This is a genomic window from Pseudomonas sp. GW531-T4 (assembly GCF_017349615.1).
In the GTDB taxonomy this organism is placed as follows: domain Bacteria; phylum Pseudomonadota; class Gammaproteobacteria; order Pseudomonadales; family Pseudomonadaceae; genus Aquipseudomonas; species Aquipseudomonas chlororaphis_I.
Genome location: NZ_JACMZT010000017.1, coordinates 104,224 through 122,924, shown reverse-complemented (window position 1 = coordinate 122,924; position 18,701 = coordinate 104,224). Strand labels below are relative to the sequence as shown.

General features: G+C 63.4%; 13 protein-coding genes. 7 read left to right on the top strand and 6 right to left on the bottom strand.

Going from position 1 to position 18,701, the window contains the following annotated elements:
* Window position 1: 1 nt before the first annotated feature.
* Window positions 2-661 (bottom strand): GntR family transcriptional regulator, encoded by a 660-nt coding sequence (locus tag J4D28_RS15970; protein WP_009047920.1) that lies wholly within the window; start codon window positions 659-661, stop codon window positions 2-4.
* Window positions 662-929: 268 nt separating this feature from the next.
* Between J4D28_RS15970 and xdhA the strand changes: the two genes are divergently transcribed.
* From xdhA to guaD, 4 genes are all read left to right on the top strand, one after another.
* The gene (gene xdhA, locus J4D28_RS15965; protein ID WP_103331031.1) at window positions 930-2,384 is read left to right on the top strand and encodes a xanthine dehydrogenase small subunit; all 1,455 of its coding nucleotides are present in this window, start codon (window positions 930-932) and stop codon (window positions 2,382-2,384) included.
* Complete coding sequence (gene xdhB / locus J4D28_RS15960) at window positions 2,377-4,776, top strand: xanthine dehydrogenase molybdopterin binding subunit (protein WP_103331030.1); 2,400 nt, start codon at window positions 2,377-2,379, stop codon at window positions 4,774-4,776. Before xdhA ends, xdhB begins: the two co-directional genes overlap by 8 nt.
* Before the next feature lie 130 nt (window positions 4,777-4,906).
* Entirely contained in the window at window positions 4,907-5,749 is an 843-nt protein-coding gene (xdhC, locus tag J4D28_RS15955) for a xanthine dehydrogenase accessory protein XdhC (RefSeq protein WP_009047917.1), read from the top strand.
* Window positions 5,750-5,773: 24 nt separating this feature from the next.
* Window positions 5,774-7,078, top strand: a complete 1,305-nt coding sequence (gene guaD, locus J4D28_RS15950) for a guanine deaminase (protein WP_009047916.1) — start codon at window positions 5,774-5,776, stop codon at window positions 7,076-7,078.
* 172 nt (window positions 7,079-7,250) lie between these two features.
* Here the strand turns inward: guaD and J4D28_RS15945 are convergent, their stop codons facing one another.
* Complete coding sequence (locus J4D28_RS15945) at window positions 7,251-8,015, bottom strand: GntR family transcriptional regulator (protein ID WP_007932193.1); 765 nt, start codon at window positions 8,013-8,015, stop codon at window positions 7,251-7,253.
* A 299-nt stretch (window positions 8,016-8,314) separates the two neighbouring features.
* Between J4D28_RS15945 and J4D28_RS15940 the strand changes: the two genes are divergently transcribed.
* Window positions 8,315-9,505: a benzoate/H(+) symporter BenE family transporter gene (locus tag J4D28_RS15940; protein ID WP_028682011.1), complete on the top strand. Its 1,191-nt coding sequence runs from the start codon at window positions 8,315-8,317 to the stop codon at window positions 9,503-9,505.
* 233 nt (window positions 9,506-9,738) lie between these two features.
* Here J4D28_RS15940 and J4D28_RS15935 read toward each other — a convergent pair whose 3' ends face one another.
* On the bottom strand, window positions 9,739-10,083 hold the full coding sequence (locus J4D28_RS15935) for a YggL family protein (protein WP_007932191.1): 345 nt from the start codon (window positions 10,081-10,083) through the stop codon (window positions 9,739-9,741).
* A gap of 233 nt (window positions 10,084-10,316) precedes the next feature.
* On the opposite strand from J4D28_RS15935, the gene dacB reads away from it, so the two are divergent.
* The gene (gene dacB, locus J4D28_RS15930; protein WP_028682010.1) at window positions 10,317-11,777 is read left to right on the top strand and encodes a D-alanyl-D-alanine carboxypeptidase/D-alanyl-D-alanine-endopeptidase; all 1,461 of its coding nucleotides are present in this window, start codon (window positions 10,317-10,319) and stop codon (window positions 11,775-11,777) included.
* A gap of 60 nt (window positions 11,778-11,837) precedes the next feature.
* Here the strand turns inward: dacB and J4D28_RS15925 are convergent, their stop codons facing one another.
* Together J4D28_RS15925 and rlmKL are read right to left on the bottom strand one after the other, a co-directional pair.
* Window positions 11,838-14,237 carry a diguanylate cyclase gene (locus J4D28_RS15925; protein ID WP_103331029.1) on the bottom strand — a complete coding sequence of 800 codons (2,400 nt, stop codon included), beginning with the start codon at window positions 14,235-14,237 and terminating at the stop codon, window positions 11,838-11,840.
* Window positions 14,238-14,363: 126 nt separating this feature from the next.
* Window positions 14,364-16,628: a bifunctional 23S rRNA (guanine(2069)-N(7))-methyltransferase RlmK/23S rRNA (guanine(2445)-N(2))-methyltransferase RlmL gene (gene rlmKL / locus J4D28_RS15920; RefSeq protein ID WP_028682008.1), complete on the bottom strand. Its 2,265-nt coding sequence runs from the start codon at window positions 16,626-16,628 to the stop codon at window positions 14,364-14,366.
* Window positions 16,629-17,184: 556 nt separating this feature from the next.
* Between rlmKL and rmf the strand changes: the two genes are divergently transcribed.
* On the top strand, window positions 17,185-17,400 hold the full coding sequence (rmf, locus tag J4D28_RS15915; protein ID WP_002553055.1) for a ribosome modulation factor: 216 nt from the start codon (window positions 17,185-17,187) through the stop codon (window positions 17,398-17,400).
* Between the two features lie 128 nt (window positions 17,401-17,528).
* Here rmf and J4D28_RS15910 read toward each other — a convergent pair whose 3' ends face one another.
* Window positions 17,529-18,548: a quinone-dependent dihydroorotate dehydrogenase gene (locus J4D28_RS15910; RefSeq protein WP_009047911.1), complete on the bottom strand. Its 1,020-nt coding sequence runs from the start codon at window positions 18,546-18,548 to the stop codon at window positions 17,529-17,531.
* Window positions 18,549-18,701: the final 153 nt, after the last annotated feature.

The following is an 18,701-nucleotide window of genomic DNA, read 5'->3' as shown; positions in this document are numbered from 1 at the left end:
CTCAGGCAACCGTCAAGGCGGCGACTACCAGGTCGCAACTGCGCCGGGCATAGGCCGTCAACACCAGGCGGATGGTCGACAGGTCACGGGCCAGCACGGCGGCCAGCAGTTGCTCGAACAGGTCGAGGAATTCGCTCATTTCCGCCTTGCGCTGCTCCAGGGCCAGGAAATAGGCACGGCTCATCGCCGGCTGCAGGTTCTCGACGGTTTCCTGCAGGTACGGGTTGTTGGCGAATGGGTAAGCGGCGCGCATCACGTTGAAGCTGTCTTCGACGAAGCTGCGGATGTCCTGGCGCTCGTAGGCGGCGATCAGCCGTTGCTGGATCTGCAGGAACGGCGCCATGTCGGCTTGCAGTTCCCAGCCGTTGGCCACCGAGTTGCCCAGCAGGATGTACAGCTCGCTCATCAGGGTGCACAGGCTCTGCACCTTGTGCGGGGTGAGTTCGGTCACATGGGCGCCACGACGCGGCAGGATGGCGATCAGGTGACGGCGTTCGAGGATCAGCAGGGCCTCGCGGACCGAGCCGCGGCTGACGTTGAGGGCCAGCGTGACCTTCTGTTCCTGAATGCGCTCCCCAGGCTTGAGCTCGCCGCGAATGATGCGTTCGGCGAGGTGGTGAGCGATTTGCTCGGCGAGGCTGTCCGGCGCCTTGAACGTCATGGTTTTCCTTCAAACTCTTAGATCGGTACAAGCGGCGCAGTGTAGCGCAATTGCTACCTCATGGCGGAGTGCCCAAGGGCCTGAATTTGGCACGGAATAAGCAAAAAGCACTGCGGCCCGGGAGGGTCAATACTGTTTGAAAGCGCTTGTTGATCGGCAAAAAGCAATTTCTTGACCCTTAGGTCAGAAATTAATTGACCGAAAAGTCAGACATGACTAAATTCGGCCCACGTCGGTTACCAATAATAATGAGTCTGCGAGGCCTTCCGTGATCCAGTTTTTACTCAACCAGGAACTCCGTAGCGAGCACAGCCTGGACCCGAATCTGACGGTGCTCAACTATCTGCGCGAGCACCTGGGCAAGCCCGGCACCAAAGAAGGCTGCGCCAGTGGCGACTGTGGCGCCTGCACCGTGGTGGTCGGCGAATTGCACACCGATGACACGGGCGCGGAGCACATCCGTTATCGCAGCCTCAACTCGTGCCTGACCTTTGTCTCGTCGTTGCACGGCAAGCAGTTGATCAGCGTCGAAGACCTCAAGCACCAGGGCCAGTTGCACAGCGTGCAGAAGGCCATGGTCGAGTGCCACGGCTCGCAGTGCGGCTTCTGTACGCCGGGCTTCGTCATGTCGCTGTTCGCCCTGCAGAAGAACTCCGAGCAACCCGACTCGCACAAGGCCCATGAAGCCCTGGCCGGCAACCTGTGCCGCTGCACCGGCTACCGCCCGATCCTCGCCGCCGCCGAGCAGGCCTGTTGCGGCAAACAGCCTGACCAGTTCGACGCCCGCGAAGCCGAGACCATCGCGCGCCTGAAAGCCATCGCCCCCAGCGAGACCGGAGAGCTGAACAGTGGCGACAAACGTTGCCTGGTACCGCTGACCGTATCCGACCTGGCCGACCTGTATGACGCCTACCCGCAAGCCCGGCTGCTGGCCGGCGGCACCGACCTGGCGCTGGAAGTCACCCAGTTCCACCGCCCGCTGCCGGTGATGATCTACGTCGGCAACGTCGCCGAAATGAAACGCGTCGAACGCTTCGACGACCGCCTGGAAATCGGCGCCGCCACCGCCCTCTCCGATTGCTACGACGCCCTCAAGGCCGAGTACCCGGACTTCGGCGAGCTGCTGCAACGCTTCGCCTCGCTGCAGATCCGCAATCAGGGCACCCTGGGCGGCAACATCGGCAACGCCTCGCCCATTGGCGACTCGCCACCCTTGCTGATCGCCCTGGGCGCGCAGATCGTCCTGTGCAAAGGCAACACCCGCCGCACCCTGGCCCTGGAAGACTATTTCATCGACTACCGCGTCACTGCGCGCCAGGAAAGCGAGTTCATCGAGAAGATCATCGTGCCGCGGGCCAGCGCCCAGCAGCTGTTCCGCGCCTACAAGGTGTCCAAGCGCCTGGACGACGATATTTCCGCGGTCTGCGCGGCCTTCAACCTGCGCATCGAAAACGGCGTGATCGCCGACGCCCGCGTAGCCTTCGGCGGCATGGCCGCCACCCCGAAACGCGCCAAGCACTGTGAAGCCGCGCTGCTCGGCGCGCCCTGGAGCGAGGCCACAGTCGAACGTGCCTGCGCTGCCCTGGGCGAGGACTTCACCCCGCTTTCGGACTTCCGCGCCAGCAAGGAATACCGCCTGCTCAGCGCCCAGAACCTGCTGCGCAAATACTTCATCGAACTGCAAACACCGCACATCGAGACCCGGGTGACCGCTTATGTCTAATCATCACGACGTCGAGAAGACTCAAGCCGAACTGAGCGCCCTGTTTCAACAGGACCTGGCCACCGGCGTCGGGCGCAGCGTCAAGCACGACAGCGCCGCCAAGCATGTGTCCGGCGAAGCGGTGTACATCGATGACCGGCTGGAATTCCCCAACCAGCTGCATGTGTATGCGCGCCTCTCGGACCGGGCCCACGCGAAGATCCTCAGTATCGACACCGCGCCCTGTTACGCCTTCGACGGCGTGCGCATCGTCATCACCCACAAGGACATTCCGGGGCTGAAAGACATCGGCCCGCTGCTGCCCGGCGACCCGCTGCTGGCCATCGACGATGTGCAGTTCGTCGGCCAGCCGGTGCTGGCGGTGGCCGCCCGCGACCTGGAAACCGCGCGCAAGGCGGCCATGGCCGCGGTCATCGAATACGAGGACCTGGAGCCGGTGCTGGACGTGGTCGAAGCCCTGCGCAAGCGCCACTTCGTCCTCGACAGCCACACCCACCAGCGCGGCGACTCGGCCAAGGCCCTGGCCAGCGCCGAGCATCGCCTGCAGGGCACCCTGCACATCGGCGGCCAGGAACACTTCTACCTGGAGACCCAGATCTCCTCGGTGATGCCCACCGAAGACGGCGGCATGATCGTCTACTGCTCGACCCAGAACCCCACCGAAGTGCAGAAGCTGGTGGCCGAGGTGCTGGACGTGTCGATGAACAAGATCGTGGTCGACATGCGCCGCATGGGCGGTGGTTTCGGCGGCAAGGAAACCCAGGCCGCCAGCCCGGCATGCCTGTGCGCGGTGATCGCGCACCTCACCGGCCAGCCGACCAAGATGCGCCTGCCGCGGGTCGAAGACATGCTGATGACCGGCAAGCGCCACCCCTTCTATATCGAGTACGACGTCGGCTTCGACAGCACCGGACGCCTGCATGGCATCCAGCTGGAGCTGGCCGGCAACTGCGGTTGCTCGCCGGACCTGTCGGCCTCGATCGTCGACCGGGCGATGTTCCACGCCGACAACTCGTACTACCTGGGCGACGCCACCATCAACGGCCATCGTTGCAAGACCAACACTGCGTCAAACACCGCCTACCGCGGCTTCGGCGGCCCGCAAGGCATGGTCGCCATCGAAGAAGTGATGGACGCCATCGCCCGCCATCTCGCCCTCGACCCGCTGGCGGTGCGCAAGGCCAACTACTACGGCAAGACCGAACGCAACATTACCCACTACTACCAGACCGTCGAGCACAACATGCTCGAAGAGATGACCGCGGAACTGGAAGCCAGCAGCCAGTACGCCGAGCGTCGCGAAACGATCCGCCGCTATAACGCCAACAGCCCGATCCTGAAAAAGGGCCTGGCGCTGACCCCGGTGAAATTCGGCATTTCCTTCACCGCCAGCTTCCTCAACCAGGCCGGCGCGCTGGTGCATGTCTACACCGACGGCAGCATCCACCTCAACCACGGCGGCACGGAAATGGGCCAGGGCCTGAACACCAAGGTGGCGCAGGTGGTGGCCGAAGTGTTCCAGGTGGAAATCGACCGGGTGCAGATCACCGCGACCAACACCGACAAGGTGCCCAACACCTCGCCGACTGCCGCCTCCAGCGGCGCTGACCTGAACGGCAAGGCCGCGCAGAATGCCGCCGAAACCATCAAGAAACGCCTGGTGGAATTTGCCGCCCGGCAGTACAAGGTCAGCGAGGAAGATGTGGAATTCCACAACGGCCATGTGCGGGTCCGCGACCAGATCCTGAGCTTCGAGGAGCTGATCCAGCAGGCCTATTTCGCCCAGGTCTCGCTGTCCAGCACCGGCTTCTACAAGACTCCGAAAATCTACTACGACCGTGCCCAGGCCCGTGGCCGGCCGTTCTACTACTTCGCCTACGGCGCCGCCTGCGCCGAAGTGATAGTCGACACCCTGACCGGCGAGTACAAGATGCTGCGCACCGACATCCTGCATGACGTCGGCGCCTCGCTGAACCCGGCCATCGACATCGGCCAGGTGGAAGGCGGCTTTATCCAGGGCATGGGCTGGCTGACCATGGAAGAGCTGGTGTGGAACGCCAAGGGCAAATTGATGACCAACGGCCCGGCCAGCTACAAGATTCCGGCGGTGGCCGACATGCCGCTGGACCTGCGGGTCAAGCTGGTGGAAAACCGCAAGAATCCGGAAGACACGGTGTTCCATTCCAAGGCCGTGGGCGAGCCGCCGTTCATGCTCGGCATCGCTGTCTGGTGCGCGATCAAGGATGCCGTGGCCAGCCTTGGCGATTACCGGCACCAGCCAAGGATCGACGCGCCGGCCACGCCGGAGCGGGTGTTGTGGGGCTGCGAGCAGATGCGCCAGTTGAAGGTGACCAAGGCCGTCGAGGCCGAGTCTGAACTGGCGCCGCTCTAGACCGAGGTGCGCCCATCGCGGGCAAGCCTCGCTGCTACAGGTTGTGCGTCGTTCGCGCGTTACCTGTCCGTAGGAGCGAGGCTTGCCCGCGATGATGGCCGAACAGACAACAGCGATGTTGAGGTGAAACATGTACAACTGGATCAGCGCCCTCGCCGACCTGCAAACCCGCGGTGAACCCTGCGTGCTGGTGACCATCATCGAAGAGCTGGGTTCGACGCCACGCAATGCCGGCTCGAAAATGGTCATCAGCGCCACCCAGAGTTTCGACACCATCGGCGGTGGCCACCTGGAATACAAGGCCATGCAGATCGCCCGCGAGATGCTCGCCAGCGGCAAGCAGGACACCCACCTGGAGCGCTTCAGCCTGGGCGCCAGCCTCGGCCAGTGCTGCGGCGGTGTGACCGTGTTGCTGTTCGAACCCATGGGCCAGGTCCAGGCGCAGATCGCGGTCTTCGGCGCCGGCCATGTCGGCCGCGCCCTGGTGCCGCTGCTCGCCAGCCTGCCGTGCAAGGTGCGCTGGATCGACTCACGGGAACAGGAATTCCCCGAGCAGATCCCCCAGAGCGTGCGCAAGATCGTCAGCGAAGAGCCCGTCGATGAAATCGACGACCTGCCCGCCGGCAGCTACTGCATCGTCATGACCCACAACCACCAGCTCGACCTGGAGCTCACCGCCGCGATTCTCAAGCGCAACGACTTCGCCTACTTCGGCCTGATCGGCTCGAAGACCAAGCGAGTGAAGTTCGAACACCGCCTGCGCGAGCGCGGCTTCGACAACAGCGTGCTGCAACGCATGCGCTGCCCGATGGGGCTGGGCGAGGTCAAAGGCAAGTTGCCTGTGGAAATCGCCATCTCCATCGCCGGCGAAATCATCGCCACCTATAACGCCAATTTCGGCCAGCACAGCGCCCGCGCCGAACCCATTGCCAAGCTGCTGCCGGCCTCGCGCCGCAGCCATGCCTCCCATTAAAAAGCCACGAACCGAGACTGCCTCATGCCTCTGACTCGCAAAGCCTACCGTGCCGCCATCCTGCACAGCATCGCCGACCCCGCCGAGGTCGGCATCGAAGCCTCCTACGAGTACTTCGAGGATGGCCTGCTGGTGGTCGACAATGGCCAGATCAGTGCCCTCGGCCACGCCAGCGAATTGCTCGCCAGTTTGCCCGCCGATACCGAGATCACTCACTACAAGGATGCGCTGATCACCCCAGGCTTTATCGACACCCATATCCACCTGCCGCAGACCGGTATGGTCGGTGCCTATGGCGAGCAGTTGCTGGACTGGCTCAACACCTACACCTTCCCTTGCGAAAGCCAGTTCGCTGACCGGGCCCATGCCGAGGAAGTGGCGGAGATTTTCATCAAGGAGCTGCTGCGCAACGGCACCACCACCGCCCTGGTCTTCGGCAGCGTGCATCCGCAATCGGTGAATGCCTTTTTCGCAGCGGCCGAAAAGCTCGACCTGCGGATGATCGCCGGCAAGGTGATGATGGACCGCAACGCTCCCGACTACCTGACCGACACCGCCGAATCCAGCTACCTGGAAAGCAAGGCGCTGATCGAGCGCTGGCACGGCAAGGGTCGCCTGCACTACGCGGTGACACCACGTTTCGCCCCGACCAGCACCCCGGAACAACTGACCCTCGCCGGGCAGTTGCTCGGTGAATACCCCGACCTGTACATGCAGACCCACATCAGCGAAAACCTGCAGGAAGTCGAATGGGTCAAGGAGCTGTTCCCGGAGCGCAAGGGTTACCTGGATGTGTACGACCACTTTCAGCTGCTGGGCAAACGCTCGGTTTTCGCCCACGGCGTGCACCTGTGCGACGACGAATGCGCACGCCTGGCGCAAACCGGTTCGGCCGTGGCCTTCTGCCCGACCTCGAACCTGTTCCTCGGCAGCGGCCTGTTCAACCTGCCGATGGCCGAGAAACACAAACTGAATGTCGGCCTCGGTACCGACGTCGGCGGTGGCACCAGCTTCTCGCTGCTGCAGACCCTGAACGAAGCCTACAAGGTCATGCAACTGCAGGGCGCGCGCCTGAGCCCGTTCAAGTCGCTGTACCTGGCCACCCTCGGCGGCGCCCGCGCACTGCGCCTGGAAGAGCGGATCGGCACCCTGCAGCCGGGCACCGACGCCGACTTCCTGGTGCTCGACTACAACGCCACGCCGCTGCTGAGCTATCGCCTGAAACAGTCCAAGAGCATCGCCGAAACGCTGTTCGTGCTGATGACCCTGGGCGACGACCGCATCGTGGCGCAGACCTATGCCGCGGGCAATCTGGTGCACCAGCGCTAAGTTTTTCCAGGCATAAAAAATCCCCCGTGATCGTTGGATTCCGGGGGGATTTTTTGTGCCCTTCCGGCCGTCATCGCGGGCAAGCCTCGCTCCTACAGAGTGGCTGTGATCGTTCGAGCAAAATCCAGCTTGCAGGAGCGAGGCTTGCCCGCGGAGGGCCCGTTGCGATGTCTCAGAGCTTGGCGGGAGAACGGCCCGGCTTCTTGGTTTGCAGCAGGTGCGAGAACACCGCGTGCAGGTCGTCCGAGGCGCTTTCTTCGTCGAGGTTGAGCTTGCTGTCGATGTGATCCATGTGATGCATCATCAGGGTCACCGCCAGCTCCGCGTCGCGGGCCTCGATGGCGTCGATCAACTGGGTGTGTTCATCGTAGGAACAGTGCGAGCGGTTGCCGCTTTCGTACTGGGCGATGATCAGCGATGTCTGCGAGACCAGGCTGCGCTGGAAGCTGATCAGCGGGGCATTCTTCGCCGCTTCGGCAAGCTTCAGGTGGAACTCGCCCGACAAGCGGATACCGGCGCCGCGATCGCCGCGGGAGAAGCTGTCGCGCTCGTCGTTGACCATCTGCCGCAGCTCGGCAAGCTGCTCGGCCGTGGCATGCTGCACCGCCAGTTCGGTGATCGCCCGCTCCACCAGCCGGCGCGCCATGAACACCTGGCGGGCTTCCTCGACACTCGGGCTGGCCACTACCGCGCCGCGATTGGGCCGCAGCAGCACCACGCCTTCATGGGCCAGGCGCGACAGCGCACGACGAATGATGGTACGGCTGACCCCGAAAATTTCCCCCAGCGCCTCTTCGCTCAACTTGGTGCCGGGCGCCAGGCGCTGTTCGAGGATGGCCTCGAAGATATGCGCGTAGACAATATCGTCCTGGGTCCCGCTGCGACCGGCCTTGCCTGCTCGCGGTTGTTTCTTGAGGGGTTGCAACTGTTCGTTCATGGGCACTCGAGTCGGGAGAACTGCGGCGAATTGACCGTGACTGTAATACGGCACAGTGGGTCACTGACAAGTATCGCGTAAAAACAATGGCACATTGTACACAACCCATGGGGTCCATTCGCAATAACTGTATGGTCCAGCGCCTGTCGCAACGACTGTACGGCCATTTGCCGCCCTGGCTGTATTGCAATGAATAGTTACTTTTACGTTTAGGCTTGGCCCCTGCTTTCGTCACCCAACGCCCCTGCGCCGGGCTTTCGGGTGGCAGATATCTTCATCAGAACAAGGAACAGTGCTCCATGTCCGACGCCTCCCTCGCGCCGTTACGCCCCCTGGCCGATACTTCGCCCTCGGCCGTAGTCGCCGGCTTCATCGCCATGATGACCGGCTACACCAGCTCCCTGGTGCTGATGTTCCAGGCCGGACAGGCCGCCGGGCTGACCAGCGGGCAGATTTCCTCCTGGATCTGGGCCATCTCCATCGGCATGGCCGTGTGCAGCATCGGCCTGTCCTTGCGCTACCGCACCCCGATCACCGTCGCCTGGTCGACCCCCGGCGCCGCGCTGTTGATCACCAGCCTGTCCGGGGTGAGCTACGGCGAAGCCATCGGCGCCTATATCACCTGCGCGGTGCTGGTGACTATCTGCGGCCTGACCGGCAGCTTCGAACGCCTGGTCAAGCGCATCCCGGCCTCGCTCGCCGCGGCACTGCTGGCGGGCATCCTGTTCAAGATCGGCAGCGAAATCTTCGTCGCCGCGCAGCACCGCACCGGCCTGGTGCTGGGCATGTTCTTCAGCTACTTGCTGGTCAAGCGCCTGTCACCACGCTACGCGGTGCTCGCCGCGCTGTTGATCGGCACCGCGCTGGCCGGCGTGATGGGCCTGCTGGACTTCAGCCAGTTCCACCTGGAAGTCGCCACACCGGTGTGGACCACTCCGCACTTCTCCCTGGCGGCGACCATCAGCATCGGCATCCCGCTGTTCGTGGTGGCCATGACCTCGCAGAACATGCCCGGGGTCGCAGTACTGCGCGCCGACGGCTACAACGTGCCGGCCTCGCCGCTGGTCACCACCACCGGTATCGCCTCCCTGCTGCTGGCGCCATTCGGCTCCCACGGCATCAACCTGGCGGCCATCAGCGCGGCGATCTGCACTGGCCCTCATGCCCACGAGGACCGCAACAAGCGCTACACCGCGGCGGTCTGGTGCGGGATTTTCTACGGCATCGCCGGGGTCTTCGGTGCCACCCTGGCGGCCTTGTTCGCGGCACTGCCCAAGGAGCTGGTGCTGTCGATCGCCGCCCTGGCGCTGTTCGGCTCGATCATCAACGGCCTGAGCATCGCCATGAGCCAGGTGAAGGAGCGCGAGGCAGCGTTGATCACCTTTATGGTGACGGCCTCGGGCCTGACCCTGTTTTCCGTCGGCTCGGCGTTCTGGGGAATCGTGGCCGGCGTGCTGACCCTGGTGATCCTGAACTGGAACAACGAATAAGCCTGTGGCCGCTGCCGCAGGCTGCGATCGCGACCGAAGGGTGCGCAAGGCCTCAGGATCGCTGAAGCCCTTCGGGCTTATCGCAGCCTACGGCAGCGGCTACAACCCGCCCACGCGAAATCCCGGGAAACAGGCCCGAGGCATATAAAGGTTCTGCGGGGGGAATAAATAGATGAAGGCTGTACAGCGACAGCCGTGAGTCGGTAGCCCGGACGGGCCACCGACTCAGCACATCAGGCTACCGGATTGATCGAGTTTTCCGGGTACCAGACGTCCAGCAGCGGGCTGACTTCAACGCTGGTCAGCTCGGTGCGGGCCTTGAGCCAGGCTTCGACCTTGGCACGTTGCTCTTCGCTGACCGAACCGCGTTTGCTCAGGCAAACCAGGCCGAAGTCATCGCCACCAACATAGCCAAGGCCGTTGGCTTCCATCGCTTCTTTGAGGAACGCGTCGAGGAAAGCGTCAATAGCCTCTTCGGCCAGATCTTCTTTGAAATCCAGGTTCAGCTCAAAACCCAGCTCCTGAAATTCATCTACGCACAGTTTTTTGCGCAGACGGCGGGAACGGTTAGTGGCCATGGAACAATCCTCATAAGTAATAACGGGCGGCACTTTACCAGTTTAAACAACCGATTGCCTGACTCTATGAGGGCCTTGGCCGGCCATTGGGAAAAAAATAGCGGATTCGCCCGACGCGGCACGGCACAAGCCGCTATACCTTGGGGCATAATGCCGACACTTTCGTGACCACTGAGGGAATTTATCGTCATGCCCTCGTCTTTTCTCCCCTCGGCTGTAGGGTTTTACTTCACATGATCAAATCTTTGCGCCCACTTTTTCTTGCCGGTCTTCTTCTGCCCCTGGCCATTTCCGTTTCCGCAGCCCCCGTCAACACCACCCTTTCGCCCAAGGTTCAACAGGCCCTCAAGGCCAGCAAACTGCAAGACAACGCCCTGTCGCTGGTGATGATCCCGCTCAACGGCCCGGGCACGGCCACGATCTACAACGCCGACGTGTCGGTCAACCCGGCCTCCACCATGAAACTGGTCACCACCTACGCCGCCCTGGAAATGCTCGGCCCGACCCACCAGTGGAAAACCGAGTTCTATACCGACGGCACCCTGAGCGGCGGCATCCTCAATGGCAACCTGTACCTCAAGGGCGGCGGCGACCCCAAGCTGAACATGGAAAAACTCTGGTTGCTGATGCGCGACCTGCGGGCCAACGGCGTGCAGCAAGTGACCGGCGACCTGGTGCTGGACCGCAACTTCTTCGTGCAGCCGCAACTGCCGCAGTTCAACGACGACGGCAATGACGAGAACAAGCCGTTCCTGGTCAAGCCCGACTCGCTGCTGGTCAACCTCAAGGCCCTGCGCTTCGTGGCGCGCAATGACTCGGGCAAGGTGCTGATTTCCGTCGAACCGCCGATTGCCAGCATTCGCATCGACAATCAGGTCAAGGCCGTCGGCGGTAAACAGTGCACCGGCAACGTTCGCTACAACCCGGTCCCGCAGGCGGACGGCGGCGTCACCGTGACCGTCAACGGCCAGTTGGGCGACGGCTGCAGCTCGCAGACCTACCTGTCGCTGCTTGACCACGCGACCTACACCGCCGGCGCCGTACGCGCCATCTGGAAGGAACTGGGCGGCAGCATCCAGGGCAAGGACCGCCTGGCCGCCGTGCCATCCAGCGCCAAGGTGCTGGCCCGGGCCTTCTCGCCGGACCTGGCGGAAATCATCCGCGACATCAACAAATACAGTAACAACACCATGGCCCAGCAGCTGTTCCTCAGCCTCGGCGCGCAATACCGCACCGAAGCCGATGGCGACGATGCCAAGGCAGCGCAACGGGTGGTGCGTCAGTGGCTGGCGAAGAAAGGCATCACCGCGCCGCATCTGGTGATGGAGAACGGTTCAGGCTTGTCCCGTGCCGAACGGGTCAGCGCCCGGGAAATGGCCTCCATGCTGCAAGCGGCCTGGAGAAGCCCGTACTCGGCGGAGTTCATCAGTTCGATGCCGATCGCCGGCATGGACGGCACCATGCGCAAGCGCCTGAAGCGCACCGCCATGTCCGGTGAAGCCCATGTGAAGACCGGGACCCTGAACACCGTGCGCGCCATCGCCGGCTACAGCCGCGACAGCAACGGCAACACCTGGGCCGTGGTGGCGATCCTCAACGATCCTAAGCCATGGGGCGCGTCCTCGGTGCTCGACCAGGTGCTGCTGGATCTGTATCGCCAGCCGAAACTGGCAGACACCGCTTCGACCCTGTAAGCCGTCACTTGCAGGTGGCGCGGCAACCCCGCGCCACCTCGCTCCTCTGCCCCACTCGCCTCAAGCCATCTCGGCCTGGACCCGGTCGCGCCCTGCCTGCTTGGCCGCATAGACCCCGGAATCCGCCCGCAGCAACAGCCCGTCGGCCCCTTCGTGCTCCCGCCAGCTGGCGATGCCGAAACTGGCCGTGACAATGCCCACGCCATCGATCGGCGAGCTGCGCAGCCCGCGCCACAGCTCCTCGGCCAGGACATAGGCCTGCTGGCCATCGGTGTCCGGGCACAGCACCATGAATTCTTCGCCGCCCAAGCGGCAAAACACATCCGTGCGCCGCAGACGAAGGCTGATGCGCTCACAGACACCGCGCAGCACCATGTCGCCGATGGCATGCCCATGCTGGTCGTTGATCCGCTTGAAGTGGTCGATATCCAGCATGATCACCGCCAGATTGCCCACCCCGCGCTCGACCCGCGCCATTTCCGTCTGCAGGCGCTCCTGGAAATAGCGGCGGTTGTGGATGCCGGTCAGGGAGTCGGTGACCGACAGCGCCCGCAACTCCTCCTCGACCCGCTTGAGGTCGGAGATGTCCGACAGATAGCCATGCCACAGCACTCCACCCCCCGCCAGCTTTTCCGGGGTCGCCTCGCCACGCACCCAGCGCAGGCCGCGCTGTGGCAACTGCACCCGATACTCCTCGCGCCAGGGGCTGAGGTTGCGCGCCGAAGTCCAGATCGAGCCACGCACCCGGGCCACATCGTCCGGGTGAATACGCTCGAACACCGGGTTGGCATCGCGCTGCAACTGCTGCGGATCGATCTCGTAGATGTCGCGGATGCCGTCACTGACGTAGCTGAAGCTGGAATGGCCTTCGGCATCCACCTGGAATTGGTAGATAGCGCCGGGCACATGGGCGCTGAGTTTCTTCAGCAGGCGATCGCGGGCCGCCAGCGCCTCGTGGACCCGCTTGCGTTCGGTGATGTCGATGCAGATGGCCAGGTGCCCGACCCATAAACCGTGATCGTCCAGGACCGGGGTGGCCAGCATGTTCACCACCAGGTGGCTGCCATCGCGGCGCACCAGGGTCCACTCGCGGGTTTCCTCGCCACGCTCTTCGGAACCGTCCACCAGCATCGCCTGGCACATCGGGATCTGCCGGCCGTAACGCTGGCTGAGGGCTTGCGCGCGCGCATTCAGCTCCGCGGGCAGGTGCAGGCTTTCCAGGGTCAGGTGGCCCACCACCTCGGCGCTGTTGTAGCCGAGCATATGTTCGGCGCCGGCATTGAAGGTGCTGATCACACCCCGCAGGTCCGTGGCGATGATCGCTACCTGGGTCGCCGCATTGAGCACGCTGCGCAGCTGCCCATGGGTGCCGCGCAATTCCTGCTCCCGGACCCGCAGCTCCTCGGTGCGCTGTTCCACCAGCCGCAGCGCGCGCTGCCGCTGGCTGACCAGGACATACAGCAAGGCGCTGAGCAGCAGGCTGAGCAGCGTGCCGAGGATCACCTGGCTGGACACCGAAGAATGGTTGGCCTGGAGGAACACCGCGCTGGGGCGGATGTTCACCTGGTAATCATGATCGGCCAGGCTCAGCACCCGGCTCACCGCCAACGGGCTGTCCCCCGGGCCGTTGCTCGATTCATAGAGCTTGCCGTACGACTCGGCGGTCGACAGGTCGATGATCTGCACGAACAGGTTGTCCTGGCTCTGCTCGGGCAGGCCATCGACCACCAGTTGGCGCATGCTGATCACCGCGATCACATAACCGTATGGCTCGGGGGTCGACAGGGCCACATCGGTGCGCAGGCTGACCGGAGTCGCCAGGATGATGCCGCGCGCGTAGGAAGGCTCGACTCCGACCAAGCGCACCGGCTGTGAAACCGCCACGCCCCCGCGCTGCCGCGCCCGTTCGAGGGTATCGCGACGCATCGGCTGGGCCAGCAGGTCGAACCCCAGGGGCGAGCCCAGCGGGCTTTGGGTCTGGCTGTAGAGCACCGGTATGTACTCATCGCGCTCGGCGGCTCGCTGCAGCTTGCCCTCGGCATTCAGGTCGGCAATGAAATAATCCGGCGCCCCCTGCTCCTGCGCCATGCGCTCGAACGACGCACGCTCGGCGCGGCTGACGCGCGGCGCCCAGGCGTAGGCCTGGGTCCGATGCAAGAGAGGTTTGGTGTAACCGTCGAAGTCCTGGCGCGAGACCGTACCGGAATTGATGAAGAAGCGCTTGAGACCATCCAGGCGCTGCTCCTGGTCTTCGAAGCGCTCTTCGATGCGGCTATAACGTTCGCTGGCCAACAGCTGGAAGCGTTGGCGCAACTGCTGCTGATACAGATTGAGGGTCGACCAGGCCAGCAGCCCGGTCAATACACAGCCAAACAGCAATACCAGTAGCGCGACCAGCCAGGCCGACACGTCTTCGCTGATGAAGCCCAAGATTTTCGGGCGTACCGAGTGCAACGACATAAGCAAAACTCATAACGCCAGCGAACATGAGCGTCACATGGGCTTGCATTGAGTTATAGCTATTCGCCACTAATTTGGCTAGAGCAAAGAGCCTTGAAAATCAAGGCTCTGTGGATCCAATCAACGTCAGCGGGCGGTGATTTTCCAGGCCCGGTGGATCTTGCCGTTACGGGCAAAATCCGGGTCGATGGTCTTGGCGGTGATCTCCTCGACGGAGTAGCGCGCCGCCAGGTTTTCCTCGAGCTGGAACTTGCGGAAGTTGTTGGAGAAATACAGCACGCCACCGCTGGCCAACCGGGCCATGGCCAGGTCGAGCAGTTGCACGTGGTCACGCTGCACGTCGAACACCCCTTCCATGCGCTTGGAGTTGGAGAAGGTCGGCGGGTCGATGAAGATCAGGTCGAACTCATCGCGGCAGGTCTCCAGCCAGGCCATGACATCGCCCTGCTCCAGACGGTTCTTGTCGGAGAAACCGTTGAGCGACAGGTTGCGCCGCGCCCAGTCCAGGTAGGTCTTCGACAGGTCGACGCTGGTGGTGCTGCGCGCCCCGCCTTTGGCCGCGTGCACACTGGCGGTGGCGGTGTAGCAGAACAGGTTGAGGAAACGCTTGCCGGCGGCTTCTTTCTGAATCCGCAGGCGCATCGGCCGGTGGTCGAGGAACAGCCCGGTGTCGAGATAGTCGGTGAGGTTGACCAGCAGCTTCACGCCGCCTTCGCTGACTTCAGTGAACTTGCCCTGGGCGCTCTGGCGTTCGTACTGCCTGGTGCCGCTCTGGCGCTCGCGACGCTTGATCACCACCCGGCTCTTGTCGACGTTCAACGCCTGCGGAATCGCCGCCAGGGCATCGAACAGACGGGCCTGGGCCTTTTCCGGGTCGATGGATTTCGGCGCGGCGTATTCCTGCACGTGCACCCAGTCGTGGTACAGGTCGATGGCCAGGGAGTATTCCGGCATGTCGGCATCGTAGACGCGATAGCACTCGACGCCTTCGCGCTTGGCCCACTTGCCCAGCACCTTGAGGTTCTTCTGCAGGCGGTTGGCGAACATCTGCCCGCCTTCGCTCAGGCGCGCCTGCTCGACCACAGGGGCTGGCGCCGGCTTGATCGGGTTGCCGTTCTTGTTGTACTGGCGCTCCTGCGGAACCAGCGGCGCCTTGTCGGCCTCGGCCTGTTCCCGCTCGATCTGCCGCTGTTCCGGGGTGCGGCGCTCACCGGTGACGAACTGATCCGGCTGCACCTTGATCAGCAGCAGCTTGCACGGCAAGGCGCCGTTCCAGAACGAATACTGCTTGTGGCTGCGGATGCCCATGCGCTTGCCCAGGTCCGGCGCGCCGGTGAACACCGCCGCTTCCCAGCCCAGGCAAGCCTGGCGCAGGCGCTCGCCGAGGTTCTGGTAGAGATACAGCAGGCTGGCTTCGTCACCCAGGCGCTCGCCGTAGGGCGGGTTGCTGATCACCAGGCCTTTCTGGTTCTGGTCCGGGCGCGGCTCGAAGGTCGCCACTTCGCCCTGGTAGATCTTGATCCACTCACTGAGGCCGGCGCGCTCGACGTTGTTGCGCCCTGGCTGGATCAGCCGTGGGTCGGCTTCGTAACCGCGAATCCACAGCGGCGGCTTGGCCAGGCCAGCCTGGGCCCGCGCCTGGGCTTCTTCGTGCAGCTTGCGCCACAGGGCCGGGACGTGACCGAGCCAGGCGGTGAACCCCCACTGCTCGCGCTTGAGGTTGGGGGCGATGTCGGCAGCGATCATCGCCGCCTCGACCAGGAATGTGCCCACGCCGCACATCGGGTCGGCCAGGGCGCCGCCATTGGCCGCGATACGTGGCCAGCCGGCACGGATCAGGATCGCCGCCGCGAGGTTTTCCTTCAGCGGTGCCGCGCCCTGCTGCAGGCGATAGCCGCGCTGGTGCAGGCTGTGGCCGGACAGGTCGAGGGAAAGGATGGCTTCGCCGCGATCCAGGCGCAGGTGAATGCGCAGGTCCGGGTTGAGCTTGTCGATGGAGGGACGCTCGCCAGTCGGCGTGCGCAGCCGGTCGACGATGGCATCCTTGACCTTCAAGGCGCCGAAGTGGGTGTTGTCGATGCCCGAGCCGTGGCCGCTGAACTCCACCGCCAGGGTGCCGTCCGCCAGCATGTGGTCCTGCCAGTCGACGTCATGCACGCCGTGGTAGAGGTCTTCGGCGTCCTTCATCGGGAAGCGCTTGAGCACCAGCAGTACCCGGTTGGCCAGGCGCGACCAGAGGCACAGGCGGTAGGCGGTCTCCATGTCGGCCATGCCGCGCACGGCCGAGGTATGTTCGCGCGCGTCTTCAAGGCCAAGCCCGGCGGCTTCCTCGATGAGCAGGCCTTCAAGGCCTTTGGGACAGGTGAGGAAGAGTTCGTAGCGATCCGACATGGGAGTTCAGGGCCTTTAGCAATAAGTGAACGGACAACGCATCGTCCGCCCGGTTTTCAATCAAGCGCTTTTCTTGAAGAGCGCTCGCGTGGCACGAATCTGTGCCGTCCCGCCCCTGCTGTTCAGCTCGCCGCTAGCGGTGACCACGGGGGCCAAAAGAGCTTAGATGCCGGGGCAGATAAATAAGTCAGTGAAACAAAAGGTCATAACTCGACCTTTCATCGAATAATACCTGAGTGCAACGGAGTGGAATTCTCACTAAAGCATTAAGCCCATCATCCAGTAAGAGGCTGATCAGAGCGAGGTTTGCCTGACTGAGCCGAGGTAAAGCAGGCCGTTCTTATGGCCTTAGCATCATTATCGTTACGTCCTTATGACAAAACGATCATTCCCACGCTGTGACGCATTGGTTAGAAATCAACTCAGGTTGGCGCCGCAACGACGCCAACACCACGCTCGCGACGCCGGCAGCGAGCACCAACGGCAGAAGCAATCTGCCCGGCCTCAATCGAGGCCGACGGGACATAAGACAGTCAACAAGTGAGGGAAACACCCTATGAGAAGACTTAAGCGTGATCCGTTGGAAAGAGCATTTTTGCGCGGATATCAGTATGGCGTTCATGGCAAGTCCCGTGAGCTTTGCCCATTTACTCTACCGTCGGTACGCCAAGCCTGGATCAATGGCTGGCGCGAAGGACGCGGCGACAACTGGGACGGTATGACCGGCACTGCGGGAATCCACAGACTCAACGAACTTCACGCCGTCGGCTAAAACAGGGCACACATTCCGACACCAAAATCTGAATACGTAACGACTTAACCACGCACGTCCCATCCGGACGGCGGGCTGCGGCCCAGGGGCTCCTTTCAGGAGCCCTTTTTATTGGCCGCGCAAAAAACTCAGCGCAACGCCGCGATCGCGTCCACCGACTCGCGAATCAGCGCCGGGCCCTTGTAGATGAAGCCCGAATACAGCTGCACCAGGCTGGCGCCGGCGGCGATCTTTTCCGCCGCATGCTTGCCTTCGGTGATACCGCCTACCGCGATGATCGGCAAACGCCCGGCCAGCTCGCCCGCCAGCACCTTCACGGTGTGGGTGCTCTTGTCGCGCACCGGCGCGCCGGACAGGCCGCCCGCCTCGTCGCCATGCTCCATGCCTTCGACGCCGACGCGGCTCAGGGTGGTGTTGGTGGCGATGACCGCATCCATCCCGGTTTCGATCAGCGCCTGCGCCACTTCGGCGGTTTCTTCGTCGGTCATGTCCGGGGCGATCTTGATCGCCAGCGGCACCCGCTTGCCATGCTGCACCGCCAGCTCCTGCTGACGCTGGCTGAGGGCGCCGAGCAACTGCTTGAGCGATTCGCCGAACTGCAGGCTGCGCAGGCCCGGGGTGTTGGGCGAACTGACGTTGACCGTCACATAGCTGGCGTGGGCATACACCTTGTCCAGGCAGATCAGGTAGTCATCCACCGCGCGCTCGACCGGGGTGTCGAAGTTCTTGCCGATGTTGATCCCCAGCACACCCTTGTACTTGGCGGCCGCCACCCGGGCCAGCAGGTGATCGACGCCCAGGTTGTTGAAGCCCATGCGGTTGATGATCGCTTCGGCTTCCGGCAGGCGGAAGATCCGTGGCTTGGGATTGCCCGGCTGCGGGCGCGGGGTGATGGTGCCGATTTCGACGAAGCCGAAACCCAATTGGGCAAAACCGTCGATGGCCGCGCCGTTCTTGTCCAGGCCGGCCGCGAGGCCGACCGGGTTCGGGAAGTCCAGGCCCATGACCTTCACCGGCATCTGCGCCGGCGCCTTGCACAGCAAGCCATTGAGGCCCAAACGCCCGCCCGCGCCGATCAGGTCCAGGGACAGATCGTGGGAGGTTTCCGGGGAGAGTTTGAACAACAGCTGGCGGGCCAGGGTATACATGGGCGGGCTTGACTCGGTGGCGGCGAAATGAGGCGGCGATTATAGCCGGGCCTGGGGCTCGCAGGCGAGGCACGCGGCGAAATCAGCAGTGAATGGCATATGCCTTGCACCACAACCTGCATCAGCACCCAGGCCAATGGCGGCGTGGGTCGA

Bases quoted from the DNA above. Each gene is read 5' to 3' on its own strand.
- xdhC (WP_009047917.1), top strand. From the start codon at position 4,907: ATGTACAACTGGATCAGCGCCCTCGCCGACCTGCAAACCCGCGGTGAA.
- J4D28_RS15970 (WP_009047920.1), bottom strand. From the start codon at position 661: ATGACGTTCAAGGCGCCGGACAGCCTCGCCGAGCAAATCGCTCACCAC.
- J4D28_RS15910 (WP_009047911.1), bottom strand. From the start codon at position 18,548: ATGTATACCCTGGCCCGCCAGCTGTTGTTCAAACTCTCCCCGGAAACC.
- J4D28_RS15925 (WP_103331029.1), bottom strand. From the start codon at position 14,237: ATGTCGTTGCACTCGGTACGCCCGAAAATCTTGGGCTTCATCAGCGAA.
- J4D28_RS15935 (WP_007932191.1), bottom strand. From the start codon at position 10,083: ATGGCCACTAACCGTTCCCGCCGTCTGCGCAAAAAACTGTGCGTAGAT.
- dacB (WP_028682010.1), top strand. From the start codon at position 10,317: ATGATCAAATCTTTGCGCCCACTTTTTCTTGCCGGTCTTCTTCTGCCC.
- rlmKL (WP_028682008.1), bottom strand. From the start codon at position 16,628: ATGTCGGATCGCTACGAACTCTTCCTCACCTGTCCCAAAGGCCTTGAA.
- guaD (WP_009047916.1), top strand. From the start codon at position 5,774: ATGCCTCTGACTCGCAAAGCCTACCGTGCCGCCATCCTGCACAGCATC.
- rmf (WP_002553055.1), top strand. From the start codon at position 17,185: ATGAGAAGACTTAAGCGTGATCCGTTGGAAAGAGCATTTTTGCGCGGA.
- xdhB (WP_103331030.1), top strand. From the start codon at position 2,377: ATGTCTAATCATCACGACGTCGAGAAGACTCAAGCCGAACTGAGCGCC.
- J4D28_RS15945 (WP_007932193.1), bottom strand. From the start codon at position 8,015: ATGAACGAACAGTTGCAACCCCTCAAGAAACAACCGCGAGCAGGCAAG.
- J4D28_RS15940 (WP_028682011.1), top strand. From the start codon at position 8,315: ATGTCCGACGCCTCCCTCGCGCCGTTACGCCCCCTGGCCGATACTTCG.